We start from the raw sequence: 14,134 nt of genomic DNA on the forward strand, positions 1-14,134 counted from the left end.
ATGAGCAACGCAGCAGACATCAGGCTCTGGCACACCCTGTCCTTCCGGGACGCCGGCGCGATGATCGCGTGGCTGTCCGCGGTCGGGTTCGTCGAGCACGCGACGTACCGCGACGAGAGCGACCCGTCCGTGGTCGTGCACGCCGAGTGGCTGTGGCCCGGAGGCGGCGGGATCATGTTCGGCAGCCACCGCCCGGACGCCGCGGTCACCAACGTGGGCGGCGCCGCGGCGTACCTCGTCACCGACGACCCCGACGCGGTCTTCGCCCGCGCGGTCGACGCGGGCGCCACCGTCGTGCGCGACATGGTCGACCAGGACTACGGCGGCCGCGGCGGCAGCGTCGAAGACCCCGAGGGCAACCACTGGTCGTTCGGGTCGTACCAGCCGTCCTAGGGTGCGGCGGCGGTTGCGCGCCCTCCCACGCAATTGAACGGCCAGGCTGCCGCTACCCGCTGGTAGCCCAGTCTCGTCGTTCAATTGCGCGCAGAGGCTGGGCGTGAGACCGCACCGAACCGCCCGCCCGGGCCTCGCTAGCCTTGCCGCGTGGCAGTCAGGGCAGTGCGAGGAGCGACCCAGCTCGAGGAGGACGTGCGCGACCACCTCCTGGAGCGCGTCGCCGAGATGGTGACCGACGTGATGGAGTCCAACGGCCTGGAGGTCGACGACTTCATCTCGGTGATCTTCACCGCCACCAGCGACCTGCACTCGGAGTTCCCCGCGTACGCCGCCCGGCGGCTGGGGTTCGGCGAGGTGCCGCTGATCTGCGCCCGCGAGCTCGAGATCGACGGCTCGATGCCGCGGGTGGTGCGGATGATGGCGCACGTCGAGACCGACCTGCCGCGCTCGGACATCACCCACGTCTACCTGCACGGGGCGGCCGCGCTGCGCCGGGACCTGACCCGCGTGCGGGCGGTGCCGGACGATGAGTGAGCTGACCGGTCCGGTCGAGGTCGTCGGCACCGGTCTGCTCGGCACGTCGATCGGCCTGGCCTGCCGGCGGGCCGGGATCGAGGTGCTGCTCACCGACGCGTCCCCCGAGCACGTGCGCACGGCGTCCGGGCTCGGCGCCGGACGACCCCGGAGGCCGGAGGACCGCCCGCAGCTGGTCGTCGTCGCCGTCCCGCCGGACCACCTCGGCGCCGAGATCGTGCGGGCGCTGGAGGACACCGACGCCTGCGTGACCGACGTCGGCAGCGTGAAGACCGGCCCGCTCGCGGCCGTGACGGGCCGCCCCGGCGCCGAGCGGTACGCCGGCAGCCACCCGATGGCCGGCAGCGAGCGCTCGGGACCGCTGGCGGCCAGCGCGGCGCTGTTCGACGGCCGGCCGTGGGCCATCACGCCCCACCAGGGCTCCGGGCCGGAGGTGGTCGCGCTCGTCGAGGCGCTGGTCGCGGTCTGCGGGGGAGTGCCGGTCCGGCTCACCCCCGAGGAGCACGACCGCGCCGTCGCCCGCACGTCCCACGTGCCGCACCTCCTGGCCTCGCTGGTCGCGGCCCGCCTCGCCGACGCGCCCGAGGGGCACCTCGCGCTCACCGGCCAGGGCGTCCGCGACGTGACCCGCGTCGCCGCGGGCGACCCCGCCCTGTACGGCCAGATCGTCACGCAGAACGCCGACGCCGTGCTCGCCCTGCTCGGCGAGGTCCGCGGCCAGCTCGACACGCTGATCGCCGCGGTCTCGAACGCCGACCGCGGCAGCCTGGAGGCCGTGCTCCGCGAGGGCGTGGCCGGCACCCAGGCGATCCCCGGCAAGCACGGCGCGCCGGTGCGTCCGATGCGGTCGGTGTTCGTGTCGGTGCCCGACCACCCGGGCGAGCTGGCGCGGCTGTTCGCGGACGCCGGCGCGAGCGGGGTCAACATCGAGGACGTGCACATCGACCACGACCCGGGCCGCCCCGTCGGCCTGGTGGAGCTGCTCGTCGAGGAGTCCCGTGCCGACCACCTGCTGACGTCGCTCGAATCCCGGGGATGGGTGACCCACCGGTAGGCTTGCCGCCCGTGAGCAGCCCCCTCGTCGTCGCCGTCGACGGCACCTCCGGATCCGGCAAGTCGAGCACCTCCCGGGGTGTCGCGGAGCGGCTCGGGCTGCGCTACCTCGACACCGGCGCGATGTTCCGCGCGATGACCTGGTGGATGCTGCGCCAGGGCGTGGACGTGCACGACGCCGACGCCGTCGCCGCCCGCTGCGGGGAGCCCGAGATCGTCTCCGGCACCGACCCGCTCGCTCCGTCGATCACCGTCGACGGCACCGACGTGGCCGTCGCCATCCGCGAGGACGACGTGAACGCCGCGGTGTCGCCGGTGAGCACGGTCCCCGAGGTGCGGGGCCGCCTGCTCCGGCTGCAGCGCGAGGTGATCGCGGCCGACGGCGGGATCGTCGTCGAGGGCCGCGACATCGGGTCGGTCGTCGCGCCCGACGCCCCGGTCAAGGTGTACCTGAGCGCTGACCCCGCCGCGCGCGCCGAGCGCCGCGCCGCGGAGGCGGGCGCCGCCGACGTCGAGGCGACCCGGGAGTCGCTGCTGGCCCGCGACCGGATCGACTCCGGACGCACCACGGCACCGCTGGTGATGGCCGACGGCGCGGTCCACATCGACACCACCGGCCACACGCTCGAGGAGGTCATCGGCCTGGTCGTGGCGCTGGTCGAGGACGCCGAGGCCCGGACGTGACCGGCTCGCTCCCGCACCTCGAGCCGCCGCGCAGCGACCGGGTCTCCGGACCTCCGCGCTACCTCCTCTACTCGTTCCTGCGCCCGCTGGCCCGCTGGCTGATCCGGCGGCGGTACGACGTGCGCGTGAGCGACCCGGGCAACGTGCCGGCCTCCGGCCCGATCATCTACGCCTCCAACCACGTGGGCGTGACCGACGGCCCGCTGCTGGCGATCTTCGCGCCGCGTCCCGCGCACGCGCTCACCAAGGTCGAGATGTTCAAGGGCCTCCTCGGCACCTTCCTCTGGCACTCCGGCCAGATCCCGCTCGACCGCTACCACCCGGACCCCCGTGCGGTGCGGATCTGCCTGCGCGCGCTGCGCAACGGCCACGCGATCGGGATCTACCCCGAGGGCAGCCGCGGCCCGGGCGACCTGGAGCGGTTCCACCGCGGGGCGGCGTACCTGGCGCTGGTGTCGGGCGCGCCCGTCGTACCCGTGACCATGATCGGCACCCGGGAGCCCGGCGGGCACAGCAACTCGCTGCCGCGCCGGGGCGCCGTGATCGACATGGTGTTCGGCGAGGTGTGGCGCACCGAGCCGGAGCCGTGGCCGCGGACGCGGGAACAAGTGGAGAAGGCCTCGTTGTTCCTGAGGGAGCACATGCTGGTCCAGCTGGACCGGGCGCGCGCGTCGACCGGGAGAGAGCTCCCGGGTCCGCTGCCGCCGACCGACGTAGATCCCGACCCCGCCACCGGGGTCACCGATGAAGGAGCACCATGACCGAGCTCGAGCCTGCCGCCACGGAGGCGCTCGGCCCCGTACCCGTCCTGGCCATCGTGGGGCGGCCCAACGTCGGCAAGTCGACGCTGGTCAACCGCATCATCGGCCGCCGGGAGGCGGTGGTCGAGGACGTCCCCGGCGTCACCCGCGACCGGGTGTCGTACGACGCGAACTGGGCCGGCCGCGCGTTCACGGTCGTCGACACCGGCGGCTGGGACCCCGACGCCCGCGGCCTGGCCGAGCGGATCGCCGCCCAGGCCGAGATCGCGGTCGGGCTGGCCGACGCCGTGCTGTTCGTCGTCGACGCGACCGTCGGCATCACCGACGCCGACGAGGCGGTCGTGAAGATCCTGCGCAAGTCCGGCAAGCCGGTCGTGCTGGCCGCGAACAAGGTCGACGACCAGCGCACCGAGGCGGAGGCGTACGCGCTCTGGAACCTCGGCCTCGGCGAGCCGTACCCCGTCTCCGCACTGCACGGCCGGGGCTCGGGCGACATGCTCGACGCCGTCCTCGCCGCGCTGCCGGAGGCCCCGCCCGAGCGGGAGCCCGAGGTCGGCGGCCCGCGCCGGGTCGCGATCGTCGGGAAGCCGAACGTCGGCAAGTCCTCGCTGCTCAACAAGCTGGCGGGGGAGGAGCGGGTCGTCGTCGACAACGTGGCCGGCACGACGGTCGACCCGGTCGACGAGCTCGTCGAGCTCGGCGGCCGCACCTGGCGGTTCATCGACACCGCGGGCATCCGCAAGCGGGTCAAGGAGGCCTCGGGCCACGAGTACTACGCATCGCTGCGCACCTCGACCGCGATCGACCGCGCCGAGGTCGCGGTGCTCGTGCTGGACGCCGAGCAGTCGATCTCCGAGCAGGACGTCCGGATCCTCCAGACCGTGCGCGACGCCGGCCGGGCGCTGGTGATCGCGTTCAACAAGTGGGACCTCGTCGACGAGGAGCGCCGCCACTACCTCGAGCGCGAGATCGAGCGCGAGCTGGTGCAGGTGCAGTGGGCGCCGCGGATCAACGTCACCGCCCGCACCGGCTGGCACGTCGACCGGCTGGTGCCGGCGCTGGACCGGGCGCTCGAGGGCTGGGAGACCCGCATCTCGACCGGCGCGCTCAACGGCTTCCTCGGCCGCCTGGTCGCCGAGCACCCGCACCCCGTCCGCGGCGGCAAGCAGCCCCGGATTCTGTTCGGCACCCAGGCCACGACCGCGCCCCCGACGTTCATCCTGTTCACCACCGGCAAGCTCGACGCGTCCTACGAGCGCTTCATCGAGCGCCGGCTGCGCGAGGAGTTCGGCTTCGTGGGCACCCCGATCGTGCTCCAGCAGCGGCCGCGGGAGAAGCGGAAGCGGTAGTACCGTCGGGGCCATGCGACGCCTGCTCGTCCTGACCCTGGCGGCCACCTCGCTGGTCGTCGCACCTGCGGCGGCTCCCGGGGCCGCGCAGCCGGTCGCGGGCACCCACTGCTCGGAGTTCCCGAAGGACAACTGGTGGCACGCCGACGTGCGGCACCTGCCGGTGCACGCCCGCAGCCGGCAGTGGCTCTCGCACATGTCGACCGACGTCGACCTGCACCCCGACTTCGGCCCGTCGTACGGCGACGGCCCGAACTACGGCATCCCGATCACGGTCGTGAGGTCGTCGCACCGCAAGGTCCGGGTGCGGTTCGACTACGCCTCGGAGAGCGACCGGGTGCGCTACCCGCTCGGCGACGACACCCGCATCGAGGGCGGTCGCGGGTCGTCCGGCGACAAGCACGCGATCGTCGTCGACAAGGGCAGCTGCAAGCTCTACGAGACCTGGAACACCCGGGTCCGCAGCGGCCGCTGGGTCGCGGGCTCGGGCGCCGTCTGGTCGCTGCGCTCCAACGACCTGCGGCCGGACGGCTGGACCTCCGCGGACGCCGCCGGGCTGCCGATCCTGCCCGGCCTGCTGCGCTGGAACGAGGTGAAGGCCGGCCGCGTGGACCACGCCATCCGGTTCACCACCGACGTCACCAGCAGGCACCACCTCTGGCCCGCTCGGCACGACGCCGGCTCGCGGTCCTCGCTGGCCTACCCGCCGATGGGCGCGCGGTTCCGGCTCCGGGCGGGCTTCTCGACCAGCGGCTACTCGGCGTACGCCGTCACGGTGATCAAGGCGATGAAGAGGTACGGGCTGGTGCTGGCCGACAACGGGTCGCCCTGGTACTTCCAGGGGGAGCAGAACGCCCGCTGGCCGGCGCGGCTGGTCGAGGAGCTCAAGAGCATCCCCGCGTCGGCGTTCGTCGCGGTCGACACGTCCTCGCTCCAGGTGGCCCCGGACTCCGCGCAGGTCGCCTCGCATCGCGGCCGGGGAGTTGCCGCGTCGGCTCCGGGCGCGACGCCGTGACCACCGAGCGCGCGGACCTCCTCCAGCACCTCCGCAAGCACCGGGAGCTCTTCCTGGTCCCCGTCCGCGGCCTGGACGACGACGCGGCCCGCTCCCGCCCGACGGTCAGCGAGCTGTCGCTGGGCGGGCTGGTGAAGCACGTCGCCACGGTCGAGCAGACGTGGGCCGAGTTCGTGGTGCACGGGCCGACGGAGCAGCCGGACGTGGACTGGGCGAACATCGACTGGGCGAACCCGCCGACGGCGGTGCTGGAGTACCGGAACGGCTTCCCGGATGCTCGAGGACGAGACCCTCGAGGGACTGCTGGACCGGTACGACGCCATCGCGGCCGACACCGAGGAGCTGGTGCGCACCGTGGACCTCGACGAGCGGCACCCGCTCCCGCGGGCGCCGTGGTTCGAGCCGGGCGCGTCGTGGTCGAACCGGATGGTGTTCCTGCACATCGCCGCCGAGACCGCCCAGCACGCCGGCCACGCCGACATCCTCCGCGAGACCATCGACGGCCAGAAGACGATGGGCTGAGCGTGGGGTGGCCCCCTGGTGCGGGTCGTGTGCCCGACAACGCGCCATGGCGCGTGCTCAGGCACACGACCCGATTCCAGCGGGAGCGCCCGGCTGCGGTAGTGTTCACGCGGCCCCGGCGAGGGGCTGTTCGGGCTGTGGCGCAGCTTGGTAGCGCACTTGACTGGGGGTCAAGGGGTCGCAGGTTCAAATCCTGTCAGCCCGACCGAAGGAACCGCAGGTCAGAGGCCGTTCCCGCGAGACGCGGGGGCGGCCTCGTCCTCGTTTTGGGGGCCATGCGTGTGCATCGCGCGACAGGTGTTGATGACGACGCCCTGCCAACCAGGTGCCGGGTCCACTCCGACGCCGCCGCGCGACCGTCGGCAGCGCGCCACCGGGCCATCGCGGGTTACAGCGGGGGCGGGTTGTCGGCCGCGCACGTCGCCGAGCGCTTCCCCCGCGTGTTCGGCTCGCTCGGGGTCTTCTCGGGCGCGGTGGACCTCTCCACCCCGGCGGCCCGCCTCGCGGCGTACCCCGCCTTCGAGGCCGAGAAGGTCTGCGCCGGTGACGACCCGCAGGCTTCCGGACCGCTCGGCGACCCGGTCGGCCATCCCGCCGCCTGGGCCGCGGTGGACCCGGTCAGCGGCGCCGCGGCGCTCCGCCGGACCGCCGTCTACCTCTCCAGCGGCAACGGGGTCCCGTGCACGCCGGAGGACGCGGCCAACCTCGTCTACGTCACCGCAGCGACAGAGCCTCAGCTGCGCCGGCAGGCCGACACGTTCAGCGCCGCGCTGACCGCGGCCGGGGTGGAGCACGTCAACCAGCGGCGGGCGTGCGGGCTCCACTGGTGGTCGCGGTGGCGTCCCGACCTGGCCGACTTCTGGAACCGGATCGCGCGCGGCTGGCGAGCCGACATCGCGGCTGAGGGCCCCGGCCCGACAGTGGCCGAACAGCCATGAACCGCCCATGAGTTCGACCGCCCGGACGTCGCCGTGGCGTCCCTCGCGATGACGGGCGGCTCAGTGCGCGAGGCGCATGCCGAGCGACTCGGGCGCGGTCTCCACGAATCCCATCGACTCGTAGAGGCGGCGTCCCGGCGCGTCAGCCATGAGCGTCACGTACGGCGCTGCTGGCGCGGCTGCACTGATCTGCGCCAAGAGGTCGTCGAGCACGCGCCGCCCCAGTCCGCGGCCTTGGTGCTCGGGCAGCGTCGCCATGTCGGCGATGTGGAAGTACCAGCCCCCGTCGCCGATCACCCGACCCATCGCAACAGCGCGTCCTCCACGCTGGACCACGCTCCAGCACCAACTGCCAGCCAGTGCGCCCTGGCCTTCCGCAGCCGACTTCGGCGTCAGCCCCGAAGCGGCCCTCAGGTGCAGGTAGTCCTGGAGATTCGGAGGCGTCCGGACGAGGACTTCCGCGGTGTCTTCCACCCGGTCAAGGATAGGTAGCGGGAACGCACGGATCCGGATCTTCATACGGGGGCTCCGCATGGCACGAAGGGTGGTGGCCGCATGCCGAACCTGACACTGGCTGTCGAGCACTGGAAGCCCGGCGCAGCCCGGGAGATCTATGCGAAGTTCGCTGCCGAGGGGCGCGGCCTGCCGGACTCGGTGCGGGTGCTGGGCTCCTGGACCGACCCGGAGCTGACCACCTGCTGGCAGGTCATGGAAGGTGCGACGGCAGAAGAGCTCGCACAGTGGAGGGAGCACTGGTCGGCCCTCATGGACATCGACATCCGGCCGGTCATCACCGGAGCCGAGGCCAGGAGGCGCGCGGAAGGCTAGACGGGCGCCGCCGGCCCGCCGCGGCGTTTCGCGGCGTCGCGAGCGGGGCAGGAGTCGAGGGCACCACACGCACGCGCTCTCGGGGGAACCATGAGTGAGATCGTCATCCAGTACGACACCCTGGCGCTGAGCCAGCAGCTCCTCGAGCGCCAGCGGGCGCACGCGGACGCCATCGCCGCCTACCTGCCCGCGAACGCCGGCATCGGCGACTCCACCGGACTGCTGCTCTCGATGTTCGACCCGCTCTCGGAGGCGGCGATCTGGGCCGGCGAGCAAGCCGCCCACCTGGTCGCCGCCGTCGAGCAGCGCCTGGCGGGCGCGGTCGGCGACACGGCCGTCGACCTCGCCGACACCGACGGGCAGGTCGGCGCGTCCTTCGCCCGGCTCCTCGGCGAGCTCGGGGGCACGGGCGGCACAGGCGGCTCGGGCGCCGCCGGCGACAGCCCCGACCTGGGCGGCCCGATCCTCGGGGCGGCCGGGGAGAGCGCCCCGGACGGGTATGGCGAGGTCAACTCGTTCTTCTGGCAGAAGACCGCCGACACGGTCGGAGCCGTGACCGGCGCGGTCGGTGACGCGACGTCGCTCATCGACGCGCTCGGTCAGTGGGGAGGGGCCGGTCCGGTGGGGGAGGTCGCCGACGCGTCGTCGTACCTCGTGCCCGGGCAGGCACCGGAGAACCCGGTCCAGGACCTGCGCTGGACGGCCGGCGGGCTGCTCGGCGGCATCGACTGGGTCGCGGAGCAGTTCATCGGCTTCTCGATCCTGGACCGCTGCGTCTACCACCCGCTGGCCGGTGACTGGCAGGGCATCTTCCGCGCCGGGGAGTCCTGGAGCCACGCCGGGGATGCCGCGGGGGCGATCGCCCGCAACCACGCGGGCCTGGTGGCCAGCACGCCGGCCACCTGGCAGGGCGAGTCCGGCGACGCCTTCCGGACCGCGATGGCGACGATGACCTACGACGTGTTCGAGCTCGGCGCGGCGTACGGCGTCGCCGCCGACCTGGTGAAGCGGCTCGCGACCGTCTGCAAGCTCGCCTGCACCGCCATCGGCGCGGCCCTCAACCTGATCGCGAACAAGCTGATGAAGATGGCCGCCGAGGCCGCGACCCCGGTGGTGGGCTGGCTGGCCGGCGCGGTCACGGCGTACCAGGACATCGAGGCGGTTGTGAAGAACGTGCGCCTGATCTACGGCGTCTTCGAGACCATCGAGTCGGCCATCCAGGGGTTCGCCGAGGCGAGGACGGCGATCCTGGACCGGCTGGCGCTGATCGAGGACCTCGCCCAGGGCGGTGTGGGGAGCGCGGCGGCATGAGCACCGCGGCCGACGACCCGATCGCGCGGCTGCACGCCCTCGTCGACGGCCTCCAGCAGCAGGTTGCCGCGTCCGACCGCGAGCTCGCCGCCCAGCAGGACGAGCGGGCGGAGGCGGCCCGCGAGGGCCGACTGGGCCCCGACTGGCGCGCGGTGCAGCAGCGCATCGACCGGGGCGAGACCACGCTCCGCGCCGTCCTCGGCGGCGTCGACGTCACCCCCGAGGCCGCGCGACTGCGCGAGCAGGCGCGCGAGAACCTCGCCCGCCTGGCCGTCGAGGTGGAGCCGCCCGCGGAGGTCGTCGCGGAGCTCGCCGCCGCGGAGGCCCAGTGGGAGCGGGTACGCCGCGGGCCGGTCGCATGACCGACCTCGAGATCGGCGGCTGGGACCGGCACCACGCGGGGACGCCCCACCTGGTGCTGCGCACCTCCGCCCCGGCCGAGGAGGCGATCGGCGTGCTGGTCGCCGAACTGGCCCGGGAGCGGTTCAAGGCCAAGGAGCGCGGCCCGGACCACTTCAGGTCGCGTTTCGTCGACTGGTTCGACGTCGCCTCCGGCACCTTCAACTGGACCACGATCGAGGGCCGGGCGACCCCGGACGGCGGTGGCACGGCGGTCACGCTCACGGTCGTGTCCGGCGAGGAGTACCGCCGGGCGCCGAAGCGGGCCGCGATCGCGCTGACGACCGCGGTCCAGCAGTTGCGCGCCCACGGGCACGAGGTCAGCCCGGGGGCCTGGACGCTCGCCTGAGCACCAGGCTGGGCGGTCGCCGGCTACGTCGCGCGGACCCGGTTGTTGCGCGGGTGGTGCTCGAGCTCTGCCAGCCCGAGGTGCTCGAGCAGCGGCGGGAGGTACATGCCGAACCGGCCCCGGTAGCCCTTGCGCAGGCCGTACCAGCCGCCGACCGGGTTGGCCGGGTCGCGGCCCCAGGCCTCGACCGAGCCCTCCTTCGCCGGCTTCTGCTCGTCGGCCGCGCCCAGGTCGACCCAGTCCCCGCGCTCGACGAGCATCGCGTGGAGGTCGTCGACCGCGCGCAGGTGGTACCTCAGCGTCGTGGTCCCGACGACGCAGACCAGCGCCGGGAGATCGGCGTCGGGGTCGCGGTACATGCGGTACTCCGAGGTGCCGGGTGCGGTCCTGAGGACCCAGGGGTCGTCGGCGGTGCCTGCGGTCATGGTCGGTCACCTTCCTGTCCGGCGCTCCGCACGCGCCGCACCCGGTCGCCGAGCGCGTCGAACCGGTCGCTCGCCGGCCGTTCGGCAACCACGGCGTCACCGTAACGCCACGCTGGCCGAGTGGTCCGGTCGTCGACCGGGTACTCGTCCCACCTGGGGAGGAGAGGGTGATGGGAGAGCCGATCGAGACCTACTGCGACGGTGAGGTGTGGCGGAACCGGGTCGGCGGGCGGGAAGCCCTGCCCGGCGAGTACCGGACCCGGGAGGCGGCCGCCGAGGTGGGGCGCAGCGAGGCCCGCGTCCGCGGCGTCCAGCACGTGATCAGGAGTGCCGACGGCCGCGTCGTCGAGCGCAACCGCTACCCGCGCAGGAGCGACGAGCTGCCGTCCTAGGTGAGGGCACCCGGGTCGTGGCCGCCCATGTCCAGGCGGAACGGCGGGTAGTCGTCGGTCATCAGGGCGGCGTACGCCCCGACGCGCAGCGCCCAGCGCTGCATGCCGAGCACGAAGTCGAAGATCGAGCGCGGGTAGCGCCCGGTGAACAGCAGGGCCACGGCGGCGAACAGCACGAGGAGGCCGATCAGGCCGGTGCTCCACACCGGTGAGGTGTCGCTCTGCGCCGCCCGGCCGCCGATGTACACCGAGCCGCTCGTGAAGATCGCGACCACCAGGTAGTGCGGGATGGCCAGCAGCCACCACTTCACCAGGACCAGACCGCGCGAGAGCCGCTCGGGGTAGTCGACGTCGAGGTGCGCCGGGTAGTCGGGAACGTCGCGCAGCGTGAACGGCGGGTAGCGGTCGGTGCCCAGGGCGCCGTACGCGTAGAACGACACCCGCCAGGTCCAGCGCAGCACCCCGAGGTTGAAGTCGAAGATCGAGCGCGGGTACCGGCCCGTGAACAGGATCGCGAAGAACGCCACGACGCTCAGCACGACGAACGCGATCCACAAGAAGAGCAGCACCACGAAGTGCGGGATCGCCAGCAACCACTTCACCAGCCAGAGGCCGCGGCTGATCCCCTCGTCGAGATCGGCGTCCACGTGGACCGGATACGTGTGGACCGGATACGTCGCGCTCATCGCAGTCTCCTTCGCTCGTCCTGCCTCCCAGCCTGTGCCCGGCCCAGGACCGGCAGGAGGGGCGAAGGTCCCGGCGCGCGATGGCGACCGACCCTGCCGCGTCCCGACCGGCGCCCGCGACGCTGGCGATGGGGGCGGAGGAGGCGACGATGAGCAACCGGACCCCGGTGTCCCAGGCACTGCACGGCTGGCGCAAGCTCGCGTGGGCGGCGTGGGGGCCGCCGTCCGATCCCCAGTTCTACGGCGACCTCGACATCGACGCCGCCGCGATGCTCGACTTCGTCGCGATGACGCGGTCGGACGCCGAGGAGCCGGTCACCGTCACCCACCTGGTCGGCCGGGCCGTGGCCCACGCCCTGCACGAGGTGCCGAGCCTGCGGGTGGCGATCGCCCGCGGCCGGGAGCGGCCGTACCCGACGACCGACGTCTTCTTCATCATCAGCGACCCCGGCTCCGACGAGCTCACCGGAGCCAAGATCGAGCGCGCCGACGCGAAGTCGGTCGTGGAGCTGGCGCGCGAGCTGCGCGCCGCCGCCGCGGCGACCCGGAGCGGCGACGACCGGTCGTTCGGCCAGGTGAAGCACACCCTCGACCTGCTGCCCCAGTGGGCGGTGCGGCCGGCGATCCGGCTCAGCTCGTTCCTGGCCTGCGACCTCGGCCTCGACCTGCCGGCCCTGGGCATCCACCGGCACCCGTTCGGCAGCGCGATGATCTCGTCGGTCGGCATGTGGGACGTGACGCGCGCCTACTCGCCGCTCGCGAGCTACTACCGGGTGCCGGTGCTGGTCCTCGTCGGCTCCGTCTCGCCGCGCCCGATGGCCGTGGAGGGACGGGTCGTGGTGCGGCCGATGGTGACGCTCACGGCCACCTTCGACCACCGGTACGTCGACGGCCGGCAGGCCGTCTCGTTCGCACGCGCGATCCGGGAGTACTGCGCCGAGCCGGAGCGGTTCGAGCCGCACCTCGCCGGACTGCGCGCGGAGTCCGTCAGCGAAGCCAGCCAGGGGAGGTAGACATGCACGCCGCAGTCGGAGACCGGCTCGTGGTCCGGAGCGCCCATGTCGGCGAGTCGGTGCGGGACGGCGAGATCGTCGAGGTCCGGCACGAGGACGGCAGCCCGCCGTACGTCGTGCGGTGGTCGGACACCGGGCACGAGTCGCTGGTGTACCCGGGTCCCGACGCCGAGGTCCAGCACTTCCCGCGCGAGGGGTGAAGGAGGCCGCCATGTCCGGCGAGGAGATCGAGAAGGCACGCGCCGCGGCGGAGGCGAAGAACGCGGTCGTCGGCCGTCCGCCGCGCGGGAGCGAGTCGATGCTCGCCGCGCTGCGGCGCTACCTGACCTCGGAGCAGTACCGGGTCCGGCGGCGCTCCGCGCGCGACCGGGCCCAGCGCCCGGAGTAGCGGCGGATCCCGGCGGTCAGTGCGACGGGTGGTGCCGACCGCCGTCGCTGCCGCGCCCGACGCCGTACAGGAACAGGCACATCAGCGCGACGGTGGCGGTGACGGCGACCGCCAGGAACGCCACCCAGAAGAAGGGCGAGTGCGCGTGGACGTCGTAGTTGGTTCCGTTCATGCGCCGAGGCTGGCAGCGGGGGCACCGCGCGGATCAGGGCCGGCGGTCCGTGCCGGGCGGGACCAAAGCCCCCAGCGCTCCAGTCCCGGCCCACGCCCTAGGGTGCCCGCATGACCCAGCGCGTCGCCCTCGTCACCGGCAGCACGTCCGGCATCGGCGCGGCGATCGCCCGCCGGCTCGCGGCGGACGGGTTCCACGTCGTCGTCCACTCCGGGAGCAGTGTCGAGGAGGGCGAGCGGATCGCGGGGGAGCTCGGCGGCTCCTACCTGCAGGCCGACCTGGCCGACGCGGATGCCGCGCTGGCGACGGTGTCCGCTGCGCTGGCCCGGCTCGGGCGGCTCGACGTGCTCGTCAACAACGCCGGGGTGAGCCGGCCGATCCCGCACGCTGACCTGGCCGCGGCGACCCCCCAGGAGTGGCGCGACGTCCTCGAGGTCAACCTGGTGAGCCCCTTCGCGCTGGCGACCGCGGCGACGCCGTACCTGCGGGCGGCCCGCGGCTGCGTGGTGAACGTGACCAGCCACGCGGGCGTGCGCCCGAAGGGCTCCTCCATCCCGTACGCCGCGAGCAAGGCCGCGCTCAACCACGTCACGCGGCTGCTGGCGGCGGCGCTCGGCCCCGAGGTGCGGGTGAACGCGGTGGCGCCCGGCCTGGTGGACACCCCGCTGACCGCGGACTGGACCGAGGCCCAGCGGCTCTGGCGCGAGCGGTCGCCGATGCGGCGTGCGGCGACCCCCGCGGACGTCGCGGGACTGGTGTCGGACCTGGTCGCGAGCGACTACCTGACCGGCGAGGTGGTCGTGCTCGACGGCGGCCTCAACCTCCTGTGACGAGTTTCACGCAGAGCGCTGACAGCGGCCGCCCCGGAGGGCTACGTTGCTCCGAGAACACGTTCTACTTCCGGAGCCGAGGGAGCACA

21 protein-coding genes, 1 tRNA gene and 2 pseudogenes are annotated in these 14,134 nt (G+C 73.5%); 20 read left to right on the forward strand and 4 right to left on the reverse strand.

Annotated features, from left to right (window positions below; translation table 11 throughout):
* From ABD086_RS21650 to ABD086_RS21700, 11 genes and pseudogenes are all read left to right on the forward strand, one after another.
* Positions 1 to 393 (forward strand): VOC family protein, encoded by a 393-nt coding sequence (locus ABD086_RS21650; protein ID WP_343910091.1) that lies wholly within the window; start codon positions 1 to 3, stop codon positions 391 to 393.
* 150 nt (positions 394 to 543) lie between these two features.
* The gene (gene aroH / locus ABD086_RS21655) at positions 544 to 930 is read left to right on the forward strand and encodes a chorismate mutase (protein ID WP_343910093.1); all 387 of its coding nucleotides are present in this window, start codon (positions 544 to 546) and stop codon (positions 928 to 930) included.
* Complete coding sequence (locus ABD086_RS21660; protein ID WP_343910094.1) at positions 923 to 1,984, forward strand: prephenate dehydrogenase; 1,062 nt, start codon at positions 923 to 925, stop codon at positions 1,982 to 1,984. The genes aroH and ABD086_RS21660 overlap by 8 nt, the downstream gene beginning before the upstream one ends.
* A gap of 11 nt (positions 1,985 to 1,995) precedes the next feature.
* Complete coding sequence (cmk, locus tag ABD086_RS21665) at positions 1,996 to 2,667, forward strand: (d)CMP kinase (RefSeq protein ID WP_425571676.1); 672 nt, start codon at positions 1,996 to 1,998, stop codon at positions 2,665 to 2,667.
* Positions 2,664 to 3,428, forward strand: a complete 765-nt coding sequence (locus ABD086_RS21670; RefSeq protein ID WP_343910098.1) for a lysophospholipid acyltransferase family protein — start codon at positions 2,664 to 2,666, stop codon at positions 3,426 to 3,428. The genes cmk and ABD086_RS21670 overlap by 4 nt, the downstream gene beginning before the upstream one ends.
* Positions 3,425 to 4,777, forward strand: a complete 1,353-nt coding sequence (gene der, locus ABD086_RS21675; RefSeq protein WP_343910100.1) for a ribosome biogenesis GTPase Der — start codon at positions 3,425 to 3,427, stop codon at positions 4,775 to 4,777. The genes ABD086_RS21670 and der overlap by 4 nt, the downstream gene beginning before the upstream one ends.
* A gap of 13 nt (positions 4,778 to 4,790) precedes the next feature.
* Positions 4,791 to 5,792 carry a hypothetical protein gene (locus tag ABD086_RS21680; protein WP_343910102.1) on the forward strand — a complete coding sequence of 334 codons (1,002 nt, stop codon included), beginning with the start codon at positions 4,791 to 4,793 and terminating at the stop codon, positions 5,790 to 5,792.
* Positions 5,789 to 5,890: pseudogene (locus tag ABD086_RS21685) on the forward strand (hypothetical protein); the annotation flags it as partial. The gene ABD086_RS21680 and the pseudogene ABD086_RS21685, both read left to right, overlap by 4 nt.
* Before the next feature lie 160 nt (positions 5,891 to 6,050).
* Positions 6,051 to 6,314, forward strand: a pseudogene (locus ABD086_RS21690) (mycothiol transferase); the annotation flags it as partial.
* A 131-nt stretch (positions 6,315 to 6,445) separates the two neighbouring features.
* Positions 6,446 to 6,519, forward strand: a tRNA-Pro gene (locus tag ABD086_RS21695).
* A 70-nt stretch (positions 6,520 to 6,589) separates the two neighbouring features.
* Positions 6,590 to 7,252 (forward strand): alpha/beta hydrolase-fold protein, encoded by a 663-nt coding sequence (locus ABD086_RS21700; RefSeq protein ID WP_343910256.1) that lies wholly within the window; start codon positions 6,590 to 6,592, stop codon positions 7,250 to 7,252.
* Positions 7,253 to 7,312: 60 nt separating this feature from the next.
* On the opposite strand, the gene ABD086_RS21705 is transcribed toward ABD086_RS21700, so the two are convergent.
* On the reverse strand, positions 7,313 to 7,771 hold the full coding sequence (locus tag ABD086_RS21705) for a GNAT family N-acetyltransferase (protein WP_343910104.1): 459 nt from the start codon (positions 7,769 to 7,771) through the stop codon (positions 7,313 to 7,315).
* A gap of 36 nt (positions 7,772 to 7,807) precedes the next feature.
* On the opposite strand from ABD086_RS21705, the gene ABD086_RS21710 reads away from it, so the two are divergent.
* From ABD086_RS21710 to ABD086_RS21725, 4 genes are all read left to right on the forward strand, one after another.
* Positions 7,808 to 8,080, forward strand: a complete 273-nt coding sequence (locus tag ABD086_RS21710; protein WP_343910105.1) for a DUF3303 domain-containing protein — start codon at positions 7,808 to 7,810, stop codon at positions 8,078 to 8,080.
* A gap of 90 nt (positions 8,081 to 8,170) precedes the next feature.
* A complete protein-coding gene (locus ABD086_RS21715; protein ID WP_343910107.1) occupies positions 8,171 to 9,391 on the forward strand; it encodes a hypothetical protein in 1,221 nt (406 codons plus the stop codon).
* Complete coding sequence (locus ABD086_RS21720) at positions 9,388 to 9,753, forward strand: hypothetical protein (protein ID WP_343910108.1); 366 nt, start codon at positions 9,388 to 9,390, stop codon at positions 9,751 to 9,753. Before ABD086_RS21715 ends, ABD086_RS21720 begins: the two co-directional genes overlap by 4 nt.
* A complete protein-coding gene (locus ABD086_RS21725) occupies positions 9,750 to 10,139 on the forward strand; it encodes a hypothetical protein (RefSeq protein WP_343910110.1) in 390 nt (129 codons plus the stop codon). Before ABD086_RS21720 ends, ABD086_RS21725 begins: the two co-directional genes overlap by 4 nt.
* Positions 10,140 to 10,162: 23 nt before the next feature.
* On the opposite strand, the gene ABD086_RS21730 is transcribed toward ABD086_RS21725, so the two are convergent.
* Positions 10,163 to 10,564 carry a DUF6855 family protein gene (locus tag ABD086_RS21730; protein WP_343910113.1) on the reverse strand — a complete coding sequence of 134 codons (402 nt, stop codon included), beginning with the start codon at positions 10,562 to 10,564 and terminating at the stop codon, positions 10,163 to 10,165.
* Between the two features lie 170 nt (positions 10,565 to 10,734).
* Between ABD086_RS21730 and ABD086_RS21735 the strand changes: the two genes are divergently transcribed.
* Positions 10,735 to 10,956 carry a DUF2188 domain-containing protein gene (locus ABD086_RS21735; protein ID WP_343910115.1) on the forward strand — a complete coding sequence of 74 codons (222 nt, stop codon included), beginning with the start codon at positions 10,735 to 10,737 and terminating at the stop codon, positions 10,954 to 10,956.
* Here ABD086_RS21735 and ABD086_RS21740 read toward each other — a convergent pair.
* Positions 10,953 to 11,642, reverse strand: a complete 690-nt coding sequence (locus tag ABD086_RS21740; protein ID WP_343910117.1) for a DUF4389 domain-containing protein — start codon at positions 11,640 to 11,642, stop codon at positions 10,953 to 10,955. The two genes, ABD086_RS21735 and ABD086_RS21740, sit on opposite strands and share 4 nt — an antisense overlap.
* A gap of 149 nt (positions 11,643 to 11,791) precedes the next feature.
* On the opposite strand from ABD086_RS21740, the gene ABD086_RS21745 reads away from it, so the two are divergent.
* Genes ABD086_RS21745 through ABD086_RS21755 form a run of 3 tightly spaced genes read left to right on the forward strand, consistent with a single transcriptional unit; the run spans position 11,792 to position 13,043 of the window.
* The gene (locus tag ABD086_RS21745; protein WP_343910118.1) at positions 11,792 to 12,655 is read left to right on the forward strand and encodes a 2-oxo acid dehydrogenase subunit E2; all 864 of its coding nucleotides are present in this window, start codon (positions 11,792 to 11,794) and stop codon (positions 12,653 to 12,655) included.
* A gap of 2 nt (positions 12,656 to 12,657) precedes the next feature.
* The gene (locus ABD086_RS21750; protein ID WP_343910120.1) at positions 12,658 to 12,855 is read left to right on the forward strand and encodes a DUF1918 domain-containing protein; all 198 of its coding nucleotides are present in this window, start codon (positions 12,658 to 12,660) and stop codon (positions 12,853 to 12,855) included.
* Between the two features lie 11 nt (positions 12,856 to 12,866).
* The gene (locus ABD086_RS21755; protein ID WP_343910122.1) at positions 12,867 to 13,043 is read left to right on the forward strand and encodes a hypothetical protein; all 177 of its coding nucleotides are present in this window, start codon (positions 12,867 to 12,869) and stop codon (positions 13,041 to 13,043) included.
* Positions 13,044 to 13,059: 16 nt separating this feature from the next.
* Here the strand turns inward: ABD086_RS21755 and ABD086_RS21760 are convergent, their stop codons facing one another.
* Complete coding sequence (locus ABD086_RS21760) at positions 13,060 to 13,215, reverse strand: hypothetical protein (RefSeq protein WP_343910124.1); 156 nt, start codon at positions 13,213 to 13,215, stop codon at positions 13,060 to 13,062.
* Positions 13,216 to 13,325: 110 nt separating this feature from the next.
* Between ABD086_RS21760 and ABD086_RS21765 the strand changes: the two genes are divergently transcribed.
* Positions 13,326 to 14,045, forward strand: a complete 720-nt coding sequence (locus ABD086_RS21765; protein WP_343910126.1) for an SDR family NAD(P)-dependent oxidoreductase — start codon at positions 13,326 to 13,328, stop codon at positions 14,043 to 14,045.
* Positions 14,046 to 14,134 lie beyond the last annotated feature (89 nt).

The sequence above is a fragment of the Nocardioides aquiterrae genome, from assembly GCF_039526625.1.
Taxonomy (GTDB): Bacteria; Actinomycetota; Actinomycetes; order Propionibacteriales; family Nocardioidaceae; genus Nocardioides; species Nocardioides aquiterrae.

Coding starts and splice junctions, on each gene's coding strand:
- ABD086_RS21650 (WP_343910091.1), top strand. CDS start 1: ATGAGCAACGCAGCAGACATCAGGCTCTGGCACACCCTGTCCTTCCGG.
- ABD086_RS21660 (WP_343910094.1), top strand. CDS start 923: ATGAGTGAGCTGACCGGTCCGGTCGAGGTCGTCGGCACCGGTCTGCTC.
- der (WP_343910100.1), top strand. CDS start 3,425: ATGACCGAGCTCGAGCCTGCCGCCACGGAGGCGCTCGGCCCCGTACCC.
- ABD086_RS21680 (WP_343910102.1), top strand. CDS start 4,791: ATGCGACGCCTGCTCGTCCTGACCCTGGCGGCCACCTCGCTGGTCGTC.
- ABD086_RS21700 (WP_343910256.1), top strand. CDS start 6,590: ATGCGTGTGCATCGCGCGACAGGTGTTGATGACGACGCCCTGCCAACC.
- ABD086_RS21705 (WP_343910104.1), bottom strand. CDS start 7,771: ATGAAGATCCGGATCCGTGCGTTCCCGCTACCTATCCTTGACCGGGTG.
- ABD086_RS21710 (WP_343910105.1), top strand. CDS start 7,808: ATGCCGAACCTGACACTGGCTGTCGAGCACTGGAAGCCCGGCGCAGCC.
- ABD086_RS21715 (WP_343910107.1), top strand. CDS start 8,171: ATGAGTGAGATCGTCATCCAGTACGACACCCTGGCGCTGAGCCAGCAG.
- ABD086_RS21720 (WP_343910108.1), top strand. CDS start 9,388: ATGAGCACCGCGGCCGACGACCCGATCGCGCGGCTGCACGCCCTCGTC.
- ABD086_RS21725 (WP_343910110.1), top strand. CDS start 9,750: ATGACCGACCTCGAGATCGGCGGCTGGGACCGGCACCACGCGGGGACG.
- ABD086_RS21730 (WP_343910113.1), bottom strand. CDS start 10,564: ATGACCGCAGGCACCGCCGACGACCCCTGGGTCCTCAGGACCGCACCC.
- ABD086_RS21735 (WP_343910115.1), top strand. CDS start 10,735: ATGGGAGAGCCGATCGAGACCTACTGCGACGGTGAGGTGTGGCGGAAC.
- ABD086_RS21740 (WP_343910117.1), bottom strand. CDS start 11,642: ATGAGCGCGACGTATCCGGTCCACACGTATCCGGTCCACGTGGACGCC.
- ABD086_RS21745 (WP_343910118.1), top strand. CDS start 11,792: ATGAGCAACCGGACCCCGGTGTCCCAGGCACTGCACGGCTGGCGCAAG.
- ABD086_RS21750 (WP_343910120.1), top strand. CDS start 12,658: ATGCACGCCGCAGTCGGAGACCGGCTCGTGGTCCGGAGCGCCCATGTC.
- ABD086_RS21755 (WP_343910122.1), top strand. CDS start 12,867: ATGTCCGGCGAGGAGATCGAGAAGGCACGCGCCGCGGCGGAGGCGAAG.
- ABD086_RS21760 (WP_343910124.1), bottom strand. CDS start 13,215: ATGAACGGAACCAACTACGACGTCCACGCGCACTCGCCCTTCTTCTGG.
- ABD086_RS21765 (WP_343910126.1), top strand. CDS start 13,326: ATGACCCAGCGCGTCGCCCTCGTCACCGGCAGCACGTCCGGCATCGGC.